The organism is Rhizobium aethiopicum, from assembly GCF_900094625.1.
GTDB lineage: Bacteria > Pseudomonadota > Alphaproteobacteria > Rhizobiales > Rhizobiaceae > Rhizobium > Rhizobium aethiopicum.
This window is the reverse complement of the sequence record NZ_FMAJ01000017.1, coordinates 93,449-106,860: the sequence shown is the minus strand read 5'-3', so window position 1 is coordinate 106,860 and position 13,412 is coordinate 93,449. Positions and strand designations below refer to the sequence as shown.

At 62.3% G+C, this 13,412-nt stretch carries 8 protein-coding genes; 5 read left to right on the top strand and 3 right to left on the bottom strand.

Features of this window, described 5'->3' with window-relative positions:
* A partial coding sequence (locus tag GA0061105_RS26855) for an AMP-binding enzyme (protein ID WP_141130233.1) occupies positions 1-520 on the top strand: 520 nt, incomplete at its 5' end.
* 109 nt (positions 521-629) lie between these two features.
* Here the strand turns inward: GA0061105_RS26855 and GA0061105_RS26850 are convergent.
* Positions 630-854 (bottom strand): DUF1674 domain-containing protein, encoded by a 225-nt coding sequence (locus GA0061105_RS26850; protein ID WP_092753898.1) that lies wholly within the window; start codon positions 852-854, stop codon positions 630-632.
* 110 nt (positions 855-964) lie between these two features.
* On the opposite strand from GA0061105_RS26850, the gene htpX reads away from it, so the two are divergent.
* The 4 genes from htpX (at position 965) to purH (ending at position 7,001) form a co-directional block, all read left to right on the top strand.
* Positions 965-1,921 (top strand): zinc metalloprotease HtpX, encoded by a 957-nt coding sequence (gene htpX, locus GA0061105_RS26845; protein ID WP_092753884.1) that lies wholly within the window; start codon positions 965-967, stop codon positions 1,919-1,921.
* Positions 1,912-3,300: an RsmB/NOP family class I SAM-dependent RNA methyltransferase gene (locus tag GA0061105_RS26840; protein ID WP_092753882.1), complete on the top strand. Its 1,389-nt coding sequence runs from the start codon at positions 1,912-1,914 to the stop codon at positions 3,298-3,300. The genes htpX and GA0061105_RS26840 overlap by 10 nt, the downstream gene beginning before the upstream one ends.
* A 212-nt stretch (positions 3,301-3,512) precedes the next feature.
* Positions 3,513-5,186: a heparinase II/III family protein gene (locus tag GA0061105_RS26835; RefSeq protein WP_064696409.1), complete on the top strand. Its 1,674-nt coding sequence runs from the start codon at positions 3,513-3,515 to the stop codon at positions 5,184-5,186.
* A gap of 198 nt (positions 5,187-5,384) precedes the next feature.
* Positions 5,385-7,001 carry a bifunctional phosphoribosylaminoimidazolecarboxamide formyltransferase/IMP cyclohydrolase gene (purH, locus tag GA0061105_RS26830; protein WP_092753880.1) on the top strand — a complete coding sequence of 539 codons (1,617 nt, stop codon included), beginning with the start codon at positions 5,385-5,387 and terminating at the stop codon, positions 6,999-7,001.
* 17 nt (positions 7,002-7,018) lie between these two features.
* Here the strand turns inward: purH and GA0061105_RS26825 are convergent, their stop codons facing one another.
* Positions 7,019-8,404 (bottom strand): MFS transporter, encoded by a 1,386-nt coding sequence (locus tag GA0061105_RS26825; RefSeq protein ID WP_092753878.1) that lies wholly within the window; start codon positions 8,402-8,404, stop codon positions 7,019-7,021.
* Positions 8,405-8,433: 29 nt separating this feature from the next.
* Positions 8,434-13,209 (bottom strand): NAD-glutamate dehydrogenase, encoded by a 4,776-nt coding sequence (locus GA0061105_RS26820; protein WP_092753876.1) that lies wholly within the window; start codon positions 13,207-13,209, stop codon positions 8,434-8,436.
* Between the last annotated feature and the right edge of the window lie 203 nt (positions 13,210-13,412).

Genomic DNA, 13,412 nt, shown 5'->3' with positions numbered 1-13,412 from the left:
CGACCACGAGCGCTTCATCCAGACCTATTTCTCCACCTACAAGGGGAAATACTTCACCGGCGACGGCTGCCGGCGCGATGCGGATGGCTATTACTGGATCACCGGCCGCGTCGACGACGTGCTCAACGTCTCCGGCCACCGGCTCGGCACGGCGGAGGTGGAATCGGCGCTCGTCTCGCACAATCTGGTTTCGGAGGCTGCGGTCGTCGGCTACCCGCATGCGATCAAGGGCCAGGGCATTTACTGCTATGTGACGCTCATGTCGGGTCACGATGGTTCGGACACGCTTCGCCAGGAACTGGTGAAACATGTGCGCGCCGAAATCGGGCCAATCGCGGCGCCCGACAAGATCCAGTTCGCGCCGGGCCTGCCGAAAACCCGTTCCGGCAAGATCATGCGTCGCATTCTGCGCAAGATCGCCGAGGACGATTTCGGTGCGCTTGGCGACACCTCGACGCTTGCCGATCCGGCCGTTGTCGATGACCTGATCGCCAACCGGCAGAACAAGGCGACCGCCTGATACACGGGGCCGCTCCGACCATCCGAGTCCCGGGGCGGCTCACTTTACGCTGGGCCGGCTGATATCGGGCGGCCTGCACAGGGCCCGGATTCGGGCCCGACAATCCTGCTTAAAAATCGATTGCCCGCCCGTTGATTTCGTAATCGCCGAAGCGCGCGGGCTCGGCTCCGCCGCGGCCGCCGATCTCAGTTGGCAGCTCCAGCGGTTTCCGGTTCTTCCGTCGTTCCTCAGCCTCGGCAAGCGCACGTTGGGCGGCCGGGGACAGCACCTTGCGCGGCGGTTCCGATCCCTCCGCCGTCGGCGTTTGGCTATTGTCGTTGTCGGCTTCCTGCATGGCCTTCTCCTGCCGGAAATATTGAAAATGGCGGGTGAGTAACCAAATCATAATGCGCCGGCAGAGCGATTGAAAGCTTGCGGCGCCGAAATCGGAGATGGAGATTCGCAATGAACCTCGTTCGCACTGCCATGTTGCTTGCCTTCATGACGGCGCTTTTCATGTTCGTCGGCTTTCTGATCGGCGGCCGGGGCGGCATGATGATCGCCTTCCTCATTGCCGCCGGCATGAATTTCTTCTCCTATTGGAATTCCGATCGCATGGTGCTTGCGGCCTATCGCGCGCAGCAGATCGATGAACGCAATGCGCCGGAATTCTTTGCGATCGTGCGCGATCTCGCCCGCAATGCCGGTCTGCCGATGCCGAAGGTCTATCTCTACGACAGCCCCCAGCCGAATGCCTTCGCCACCGGCCGCAATCCCGAAAATGCCGCTGTCGCCGCCTCGACCGGCCTGCTGAGCGCCCTGTCTCCCGAGGAGGTCGCAGGCGTGATGGCGCATGAGCTCGCCCATATCCAGAACCGCGACACGCTGACCATGACGATCACGGCAACGCTTGCCGGCGCGATCTCGATGCTTGGCAACTTTGCTTTCTTCTTCGGCGGCAACCGCGACAACAACAATAATCCGCTCGGTTTCATCGGCGTCCTCGTCGCCATGATCGTGGCACCTCTCGCTGCCATGCTGGTGCAGATGGCGATCAGCCGCACGCGCGAATATTCGGCCGACCGCCGCGGCGCCGAGATCTGCGGAAACCCGCTCTGGCTTGCTTCAGCACTTGGAAAGATCGCCCGCGGGGCTGCTCATGTGCCGAACGAGGATGCCGAGCGGAATCCGGCGACGGCGCATATGTTCATCATCAATCCGCTTTCCGGCGAGCGAATGGACAATCTGTTTTCTACCCATCCGAACACGGAAAACCGCATTGCCGCGCTGCAGGAGATGGCGCAAGGCGGCATGACTATCTCGACGGGACCGGTGCGTGCTGCTAATCCGTCGCGCAAATCGCGCTCTGTTCCGAATACGGGTCGCGGTGGTTCGCAACCGCCAAAAGGTCCGTGGTCTTGAATTCAGAAGGTACAAAAAAGCCATTCCGGGAACAGAAACCCTCGGCCGACCGATCGGCGCCGGCAAAGCCCGGCCTGCAGGCCCGGGCGGCGGCCGCAAAAATTCTCGCCGCCGTCGTCGACCGCAAGCTGCCGCTCGATGGCGCTCTCGACCATGAACATGGCAATCCGGCCTATAAGGCGCTTGGCGAAAGCGATCGGGCGCTTGTGCGCGCCATTCTGAACACGACGCTGCGGCATCTGCCGCGCATCGATGCCGCAATTGCCTCGCTGCTGGAATCGCCGCTTCCGGAGGGGGCGCGGGCTTTGCACCATGTTCTGGCGATCGGGGCTGCGCAGATCCTCTATCTCGACGTGCCGGATCATTCGGCCGTCGATCTTGCCGTCGAGCAGGCCAATCAGGATCCACGCAATCGCCGCTTTGCCAAGCTGGTCAATGCGGTGCTGCGCCGGCTCGGCCGTGAAAAGGACGAGGTGCTCGAGGAGATCGGCAAGGTGCCGCCGATGCCGACCTGGTTCCTGACGAGGCTGGAAAAGGCCTATGGCCGCGACGCGGCGCTGGCGATCTCGCAATCGCAGCTCGAACCTGCGGCGATCGACCTCACCGTCAAATCCGACGCCGAAGCCTGGGCAAAGCGGCTGAACGGCGTTGCCCTGCCGACGGGCGGCGTGCGGCTGGCCGCCTTCGATGGCGGCATTCCTTCGCTCGAGGGCTTCGACGACGGTGCGTGGTGGGTGCAGGATGCGGCCGCAAGCATTCCGGCCAAGCTTTTCGGTGATCTCTCCGGCAAACGTGCCGCCGATCTCTGCGCTGCGCCCGGCGGCAAGACGGCGCAGCTCATCCTTGCCGGCGGCGCGGTGACCGCGCTCGATCAATCGGAGAGCCGGCTCAGACGGCTGCGGTCGAATCTCGACCGGCTCGGCCTCGAGGCGGAAACGGTCGCGGCGGACCTGACGACATTCAAACCGGCGGAAGGCTTCGATGCGATCCTGCTCGACGCCCCCTGCTCTTCCACCGGCACGACGCGCCGGCACCCCGACGTGCTGTGGACCAAGGGGCCGGATGATATTGCCAGGCTCGCGGCGCTGCAGGAGCGGCTGCTGCGTCATGCGCTGACCTTGCTGAAGCCTGGCGGCACGCTGGTGTTTTCGAACTGCTCGCTCGATCCGGCCGAGGGCGAGGAGGTGGTCGCCCGCATTCTTTCCGATACGGATGCAATCGAGCGCGTTCCGATCAGCCCGGACGACTGGCCAGGCCTTGAAGCGGCGCTCACGCCGCTCGGCGAATTCCGCACGCTTCCAACCATGCTGAAAATGCCCGAGGGCATCGCCTCCGGCCTCGACGGCTTCTACGCGGCGGTGCTGCGGCGAGCGGCGTGATAGAAGCTTAAACACATCGATCGAATCCGCGCGAGGCGAGGATTGCACCCTCGCAGCACGTCTGTCGTTCTTTGCGAAACGCCGGAATATCGTCGAATGACATGCAACGATTTTCTTATATTCGAACGTTGTCACGAATTAATTCATTGCGGGCGATGAAATCGGTTTCCTTTCACCTATTCTTAACCACGAGGGTCAATAGACAATAGAATATGCAGTCCGGTCGGCGTTTTGCGAGCATGTATGTTCGGGAGGCTTGGCGGCGCGCCTTGCGCCGCGTCGCGTTGCTGCGCCTGAAGCTCATTCGCCATTCTATCAAGCCGCCCGAGCGTCTGATCGTCGCCCCGACCGACCTTCGCGGCATCGATCCGCATGTGGCCGACGAAATTCTCAACGGACGGTTCCTCCTGGCCGGCCGCATGTTGGAAACGGACGGCAAGTCGCCCTTCACCTTCACCTTGCCCTCTCGGCCCTTTGCTATCCGCCTGCACAGCTTCGGCTGGCTGCGGCACATGCGGGCGCACAAGACGGAACGCAGTTCGGCCGCAGCCCGCGCGATCGTCGACAGCTGGCTTTCCATCCATGCCGGCCGCATGGAAGGAATTGCGTGGGAGACCGACGTCACTGCCCAGCGCGTGATTGCCTGGCTGTCGCATTCGCCGGTCGTGCTGCAGAACGCCGATCGCGGCTTTTATCGCCGTTTCATGAAGTCGCTGGCTTTCCAGGTCAGGTTCCTGCATCGCATGGCGCCCTATACGTTTGGTGGCCTGGAGCTGTTTCGCCTGCGCATCGCGCTCGCCATGGCCTCCGTCGCCATGCCGGCACGTCCATCCACGCTGCGAAGAGCGGCCCAGGCGCTCGACCGCCAATTCGATAGCCAGATTCTGCCGGATGGCGGCCATATCTCGCGCAACCCGCGCGTCGGCCTGGAACTGCTGCTCGACCTGCTGCCGTTGCGGCAGACTTACGTCAATCTCGGCCATGATCTGCCGCAGAAGCTGATCTCCGGCATCGACCGCATGTATCCGGCCTTGCGATTCTTCCGCCATCAGGACGGGGACCTGGCGCTTTTCAACGGTGCGACCTCGACCCTCGCCAACGAGCTGATGTCGGTGCTCAGATATGACGAGACCGCCGGCCAGCCCTTCAAGGCTTTGCCGCAGTCGCGCTATCAGCGGCTTTCCGGGGGCAAGACTATTATCATCGCCGATACCGGTACGCCGCCTTCGGGCGGCGCGCTGCGGACCGCGCATGCCGGCAGCCTCTCCTTCGAGATGTCGTCCGGGCGCCATCGCTTCATCGTCAATTCCGGCTCGCCGAAATTTGCGGGGCACCGCTATGTGCAGATGGCGCGCACGACCGCGGCGCATTCGACCGTCATCCTCAACGACACGTCATCCAGCCGTTTTTCGCACTCGCCTTTCCTCAATCACGCGATCACCGAGCCGGTGAGGACCGTCACTGTCGAACGTGTCGAAACCGAAGATGGGCGCGACAGCATCAAACTCAGTCATGACGGCTATCTCAAAACCTTCGGCGTGCTGCACGAGCGTGAGCTGACGCTCAATGCCGCAGGCTCGATGGTGACTGGCCACGACCGGCTGATCGTCCGCGAAGGACATGAAAGTGACGAGCCTTTGAAGGCCGTCGCCCGCTTTCATATCCATCCTTCGATCGTTCTGCAGCAGAGCGATGGAGAGTCCGTACTGCTGACGGCGCCAGACGGTGAGAGCTGGCTGTTTTCCGCGCCCGGCAATGAAGTGCTGATTTCCGAGGACGTCTTCTTTGCCGACAGCTCCGGCATTTGCGGCTCGGACCAGATCGAGGTCGATTTTGATCTGGCCGAGAAGACGGAGATCCGCTGGTTCCTGTCGCGTAAAGGTTAGACGGGACCGCCAACCGGAATTCGAATCCTGGATTAAATCGAAAAGCAGAGCATGAGCGCTGTTTGCGTGGCGGCAAAGCTGTGCTAACGCGGCGCCAGCAAGAAACGTCCCTAAGGCAGGATCTCGTCCGAAAGCCGCTCATACTTTTCGGCCGCATGCTCTAGCGGATATCTCCCGAAGCCCGAACGGAGAAGGTTAATGGCCGTCATTTCCAAAAAAATCCCCGCCCCGGACAAGGTCGAAATCAGGACCGCGCTCCTCTCCGTCTTCGACAAGACCGGCATCGTCGACCTTGCCCAGGCATTGTCCCAAAGAGGCGTGCGTCTGCTGTCGACCGGCGGCACCTACAAGGCGATCGCCGCTGCCGGTCTTGATGTCACCGATGTCTCCGAGATCACCGGTTTTCCCGAGATCATGGACGGGCGCGTCAAGACGCTGCACCCGACGGTGCATGGCGGCCTGCTGGCCATCCGCGACGACGGCGAACACCAGGAAGCGATGAAAAAGCACGGCATCGAGGGCATCGATCTTGCCGTCATCAACCTCTATCCTTTCGAAGAAGTGCGGGCGGCCGGCGGCGATAATCCGACAACTGTCGAGAATATCGACATCGGCGGTCCGGCGATGATCCGGGCATCGGCCAAGAACCATGCCTATGTGACCATCCTGACCGATCCCAATGATTATGCCGAGTTCAGGGAGCAGCTTTCGGCAGATGACGGCAAGACTGCCTATGCCTTCCGCCAGCGCATGGCCGCCAAGGCCTATGCGCGCACCGCGGCCTATGATGCTGCGATTTCCAACTGGTTTGCCGAAGCGCTGTCGATCGACACGCCGCGCCACCGCGTCATCGGCGGCGTGCTGAAGGAAGAGATGCGATACGGCGAAAACCCGCACCAGAAGGCCGCCTTCTATGTCACAGGCGAGAGGCGCGCGGGTGTCTCGACGGCTGTGCTGCTGCAAGGCAAGCAGCTCTCCTACAACAATATCAACGACACCGATGCCGCCTACGAGCTCGTCGCCGAATTCCTGCCGGAAAAGGCGCCAGCCTGCGCGATCATAAAACATGCCAATCCTTGCGGCGTCGCCACCGGCTCGAGCCTGGTCGAAGCCTACCAGCGGGCGCTCGCCTGCGATTCCGTTTCCGCCTTCGGCGGCATCATCGCGCTCAACCGGATATTGGATGCGGAAACGGCCGAAGAGATCGTCAAACTCTTCACCGAGGTGATCATCGCCCCGGATGTCACCGAAGAGGCGAAGGCGATCGTCGCCCGTAAGCCGAATCTGCGGCTGCTGTCTGCCGGCGGTCTACCCGATCCGCGCGCCCCAGGACTGACGGCAAAGACCGTTTCCGGCGGTTTGCTCGTCCAGAGCCGCGACAACGGCATGGTCGAGGATCTGGAGCTCAAGATCGTCACCAAGCGCGCGCCGACGGCGCAGGAGCTTGAGGATATGAAGTTCGCCTTCAAGGTCGGCAAGCATGTCAAATCGAACGCGGTGGTCTATGCCAAGGACGGCCAGACGGCCGGGATCGGCGCCGGGCAGATGAGCCGGGTCGATTCCGCCCGCATCGCCGCGCTGAAGGCCGAAGAGGCCGCCAAGGCGCTCGGCCTCCCCACGCCGATGACGCATGGTTCGGCGGTTGCTTCCGAAGCCTTCCTGCCGTTTGCCGATGGCCTTCTGTCGATGATCGCCGCAGGGGCGACGGCGGTCATCCAGCCGGGCGGCTCGATGCGCGACCAGGAGGTTATCGATGCCGCCAACGAACACGGCATTGCGATGGTCTTCACCGGGATGCGCCATTTCCGGCACTGACGCAGGCTGGAGAATTGTCAGGCTTGATCGGCCGGATAGGGCGTGCGGAACAGCAGCACCAGCCCGCCGGCGAGAAACAGGATCAACGTTGCCATTCCGAGCCGCGGTGAGCCGGTGATATAGGTTGTCAGCGAGAAAAGCAGCGTCGCCATGAAGCTCGTGGCGCGCCCCGAAAGTGCGTAGAGGCCGAAGTATCGGCCGGCTTCCTCAAGGCTGACGCTGCGCGCGAGATAGGAGCGCGACGAGGCCTGCACCGGCCCGAAAGCGAGCCCGATCAGCAGGCCATAAAGGATATAGGCCTTTTCGGCGGAGGTGCCGAAGAGACCGCCGGAATCGGCCGTCGGCAGCGATATCAGGCCAAACAGGGTGTAACCCGGCCCGGTCGAGATGATGCCGATGGTGGCGAGAAGCAGCATGGTGAGGCTGATGACGACCGTCACCTTCGACCCGACGCTCCTGTCGATGCGGCCGGCGATCAGGCAGCCGAGGATCGCCACCACGTTCAGGATGATGCCGTAGAGGCCGATTTCGATCGTCGCCCAGCCGAACATGCCGGCGGCGAAAACGCCGCCGAGAATCAACAAGCCGTTGACGCCGTCCTGATAGATCATGCGGGCGATGAGGAATTTCAGGATGCCAGGGCGTGCTCTGAGTTCACCGAGCGTGTTTCTCAGTTCCCGCAGGCCAATGCGGATGGCCGCGCCGAAGGGCACGCCTTTGGTGACATCGGGTGTGAAGAAGAACATCGGCAGGATGAAGATCAGGTACCAGACGGCCGAGATCGGCCCGGTGATGCGCGCATCCTGGCCGGTCTTGGGATCGAGGCCGAAGAGCGGGTCGAGGCCGAGGACGGTCTTGCCGCTTTCCGGGCTTGCCGCCAAAAGCGTGACGACGGCAATCAGCACGATCATGCCGCCGAGATAACCAAGCCCCCAGGCGGTGTTGGAGAGCTTGCCCACCTCGTGCCTGGCGACCAGCCGAGGCATCATGGAATCATTGAAGACGATCGAAAACTCGGCCGAAATCGAGGCGAGGATCATGAAGATCACGGGATAGAGGACGGGCGATCCCGGAGCTGCAAACCACAGGCAGAAGAGGCTGGCGATCTTGACGGCGGCGAAGAAGCCGATCCAGGGTTTACGCGCGCCGGACTGGTCGGCGATCGAGCCGAGAACGGGCGAGAGCAGGGCGATGATCACAGACGAGATCGTCGCCATGTTGCTCCATGTCGTCTGGGCCGATACCGGATCATCGGTCAGGCGGGAGACGAAATAGGGCCCGAAGATGAAGGTGGTGACCACGGTGAAGAAGGGCTGCGCCGCCCAATCGAAGAACATCCACCCCCAGATGCCCTTCTCCGTGGCTTTCGGCGGCTGCGTTCCTGTCCAGTCTATGCGATTCACCCATCCGCTCCTTTTTGCAGCGGACTGTCTCACCTCACCCGGTCGCGCGCAAGATCGGTCAGGATGCCTGCGGCAACGGTAATACGCGCAAGATTGGGATCGCCGCTGTCGCTGAGGCTCGAAAGCTCCTCGACGATGCGGTTGATGCGGACACGATCCTGTGCATGCCAGGCCTGGACGGGCAGCTTCTCCTTGCCGTGCTCGGAAAGGGCCGAGATGACAATGTCGCGCCGGGCGCTGGCAATCTGGTCGATGCTGCGGGCAAGCGCCAGATTTTCGTAGTGGTCGGAGGTGAGGATCCGGCCGCCGGCCGCCAGCAGCCGGGCGATCCGGAAGGTCTTCGACACCGCGAAATAATTTTCGGCAGCGCGCACCAGCGGCTCGCCGGTGCGCTCGGCAATCTGCATGATCTCCGGCACCAGCGCGAAGCTCTGGAGGTTGGCGATCTCGGCCGCAAGCTTTTCGGGCACGCCCGCCTCGGTGTATTCCGCCTGGCGAGCGGCAGCATCGCCAGCTGGCTGTTCGGCTAAAGCAGGTTTCAGCTTCTTCAGTGAAGCTTGTAGCCGGCTAATCACCGTTGCCATGTCGGCTTTGGTCATTGCGGTTTTCAACAAGAGGCGCGTGAGGACGGTAAAGCTGTAGCTGATTTCCTCGTAGATGCGGTTTTGCACCTCGCCCGAGATCTTGCCGTCGAGCGCATCCGTCTCGGACCAGAGCCGGGTAAGGTCGAAACCGTCGCGGGCGACGATTGCGGCGCGCACCACTTCCGGCGCCGAAGCCGCCGTCGCGTCCATCATCGCAACGGTGAAGCTCGGCCCGCCGCGGTTTATCGCTTCATTGGCAAGCACGGTCGCGATGATTTCGCGCCGCAGGCGGTGCCCGGCGATATCGCCGGCGTTCGACCTCTGCATCTTGACGGGGAAATAATTCGACAGCGTCGCTGCGAAATAGGGGTCGTCGGGCAGATCGCTCGCGGCGAGCGCGTCGAAGAGTACGATCTTGGCATAGGACAGCAGCACGCCGATTTCCGGCCGCGTCAGCGGCTTGCCGGCGGTGTAACGTTCGGCGAGCGTCTGCTCATCCGGCAGGGTCTCGACCTTGCGGTTCAGCTGGCCGGCAGCCTCGAGCACGCTCATGAAGCGGGCGAGTTCCAGGCCGTTTGCGGTGCCCTTGCGTTCGCTCAGCGAGATCGCCAGCGACTGGAGATAGTTGTTGCGCAAGACCAGAGCCGCCACCTCGCCGGTCATCGACGACAGAAGCTGGTCGCGTTTTACCCGCGTCAGCCGGCCGTCATGCATGGCGGCGGCGAGCGCAATCTTGATGTTGACCTCGACGTCCGAGGTGTTGACGCCGGCCGAGTTGTCGATGGCGTCGGAATTGCACCGTCCGCCCTTGAGGCCATAGGCGATGCGGCCCTTCTGGGTGACGCCGAGATTTGCGCCCTCGCCGATCACCTTGGCGCGCACCTCGGCCGCCGTGATGCGGATCGGGTCATTGGCGCGGTCGCCGACCTCTGTATCGGTTTCGGCGGAAGCTTTCACATAGGTGCCGATGCCGCCGAACCAGAGCAGGTCGACCGGGCTCTTCAGGATTGCCGTCATGATCTCGAAGGGCGTGGCCACGGCTTTGTCGATGCCGATCGCGGTCATCGTTTCCGGCGTCAGCGTCACCGATTTGGCTGCGCGGGAAATGACCATCGCCCCCTTCGAAAGGGCGTTTCTGTCGAAATCCTGCCAGCTCGAGCGCGGCAGGTCGAAGAGCCGCTGGCGCTCGGCGAGCGTCTTTTCCATGTCGGGATCGGGATCGATGATGATGTCGCGATGGTCAAAAGCGGCGACGAGCCGGATCTTGGGTGAGAGCAGCATGCCGTTGCCGAAGACGTCGCCCGACATGTCGCCGACGCCCGCGACGGTAAAGGGCGTCGTCTGGATGTCGATGTCCATTTCGCGGAAATGGCGTTTCACGGTTTCCCAGGCGCCGCGGGCGGTGATGCCCATCTTCTTGTGATCGTAACCGGCCGAGCCGCCGGAGGCGAAGGCGTCGTCCAGCCAGAAGCCGGCTTCCTGCGCCAGAGCATTGGCGGTATCGGAGAAGGTTGCGGTGCCCTTGTCGGCGGCGACGACGAAATAGGGATCGTCGCCGTCGAGCCTGATCGTGTCCGTCGGCGGCACGATCTCGGCGCCCGATATATTGTCGGTGATCGAAAGCAGCGTGCGGATATAAGTCTTGTAAGCCTCGCGGCCGGCATTGAAGACCTCGTCGCGGCTGCCACCGACGGGAAGTTTTTTGGGATAAAAGCCGCCTTTGGCGCCCACCGGCACGATGACGGCGTTCTTCACCTGCTGCGCCTTGACCAGACCGAGCACCTCGGTGCGGTAATCCTCGGCACGATCCGACCAGCGCAGGCCGCCGCGCGCCACCTTGCCGAAGCGCAGGTGCACGCCTTCGACCTCGACGCCGTAGACGAACATCTCGCGGAAGGGTCTGGGTTGCGGCAGCCCGTCGACCAGGTGCGGATCGAGCTTGAAGGCCAGCATGGATTTTGGCGAGCCATCCGCGTTCTTCTGGAAATAATTGGTGCGCAGCGTCGCGTCGACGATGTTGACGTAGCGGCGCAGGATTCGGTCGTCGTCAAGGCTCGGAACGTCGGCAAGATCGGCCTCGATCGCCTGGTGCAGGTCGGCGAGCTTCTTGGTGCGGGCTTTCTCGGAGAGCTTGGGATCGAGCGTGTCGTGGAACAGCCGGAAGATGGCGGCGGCCACACCAGGATATTTGTCGAGCGTCGTTGCGATGTAATCCTGCGAATAGGCGATGCCGGCCTGGCGGAGATAACGGGCATAGGCGCGCAGCACATTCGTCTCGCGCGCCGAGAGACCCGCCGAAAGGATCAGCCGATTGAAGCTGTCATTGTCGATCGTTCCGGCGAAGGCGGCGACGAAGGCCTCCTCGAGTGCGGCGCCATACCGGTGCAGGTCGATGTCGCCGCCGGTGCGGGTCTCGAGTTCCATGTCGTGCAGCACGACGAGTTTGGTTTCGACATCGGCGACCTTTACGCCGATGTCGAAAGTGCGTTCGCTGACGACATTGAAGCCGAGGTTCTCGAGAAGGGGCACGCGGCGCGACAAAGCCAGCTGGCCGTCGGCATGGAAGATCTTCAGCGAGAGGATCCGGCCATGTTCTTCCTGGCGATGATAAAATTGGATGCGGAGCGGTTCGCCGGCGGCGCAGGCGCCGATGTCGGCAAGGTCGGCCACGGTTTCTTCAGGCGTGAAAGAATCCTGGAAGGCCTGATCGACCGATAGCTTCGGCGACTTGGGTCCGGCCAACGCCTCGAAACGGTCGTGCCAGCGGGCGGTTATTTCCCGGATCGTCTGCTCGAGCTTTGCCTGCGGAATGCGCGGGGTCTTGCCGCCGGAGCGACCGATGATGAAATGCACGCGGGCGACGCCCCCTTCGGGGAAAGCCGGGTAATAGGCTGAGACACGGCCGTCATAGACGGTCTTCAGATAGGTGCCGATCCGCTCACGCACGATCGAGTCATATTCCTCACGCGGCACATAAACGATTACCGAGACGAACCGGTCGAAATGGTCGATGCGCGGCAGGACGCGCACGCGCGGCCGATCGGCGAGATCGTTGATCTGTTCGGCAAAGCTTGCAAGCAGCGTCGTGTCGATCTGGAAAAGGTCGTCGCGCGGATAGGATTCCAGCGTGTTGTCGAGCATGCGGCCGGAATGGCTCATCGGATCGAAGCCGAAATGCTCTTTGACCTTCTCGATCTTGGAGCGCAGCAGCGGGATTTCGGAGGCGAGCGAGGTATAGGCCGTCGAGGTGAAGAGGCCGACGATGCGGAGTTCCCCCGTGACGTTGCCTTGAGCGTCGAAACGCTTGACGCCGACGTAATCCATATAGGCGCGGCGATGGACGATCGACTTTACATTCGCCTTGGTGACGATCAGGAAGTCGGGGCCGTCGAGGAAGGCGAGAATCTCCGGCGTCGTGGTCACGGCATCCTTGCCGGTGCGCAGCACGAGAACGTCGGGATTGGAGAGGATGCCAAGGCCGGCACCCTTGTCGCGCTCGACCTTGGCGTCGGCGCCCTTGCCGGAATAGAGATATTCGCGCATCCCGAGAAAAGTGAAATTTTCATCGCGCAGCCAGGTCAGGAAGGCCACCGCCTCCGCGTGTTCGGCCTTTCTGCGGCCGGCGCCATTGGCCGAAAGCTCGGCGATCACCCCGTCAAGCTTGGCAAGCATCGGCTTCCAGTCCGAGACTGACAGGCGGACCTGTTCGAGGACGGTCTGGACGCGTTTGACGAGATCGGCAGCCTGGGTGGAATTCAATGGGGCGATATGGAGCTGGATATGGCTGACGCGCGTAGCGGGATCGCTCGGGCGGTCGGCGGAATAGAGCGCGGGGGCTTTGCCCTTTTCCATGACGAGGATGGGATGCACGGCCATGAACAGATCGCGATAGGTGCTCGTCACTTCACCCATGACCGATTCATAGAGGAAAGGCATGTTCCGGTCAGTCACCGACAGCACCGAGACGGGCGCGCCGCCAGGCGTCACCTCGGCAAGCGTGTCGATGCTGACGCGCGGCACCTTGCCGTTCCAGGCGGCAAGTTCCTTTGCCGAGTGCATGGCGGAGCGCGCCAGCATGTCGGGCGTATAGAGTTCGAGATCGTCATTGCTGGCCCGGCCGAAGAGAAATTCCGGATCGAGATGCGCCTCGCTCGCCGTCTCGGCGATCTTGCGCGCAGTCTCGATCTGCTTTTCCCGCTTTGGATTGTTTCTGGCAGCCATGAATCGCCTCCCCGCAATGAACTGATTTTTCGCAAGCTAGCAGAAGACTTCTCGAAAAAATCTCTAAAATAGAGGCCCCAGGAACTGTTTTGGTGCTTTTTTGACGGTAGAAATGGGAAATTGTTAGAGAATTTTCCGCTTTCAAGGCCAAATCGCGCCAGCAAGGCCTCTCCTTGCAGCTTTGCTTTGGCGGCACATTTCCA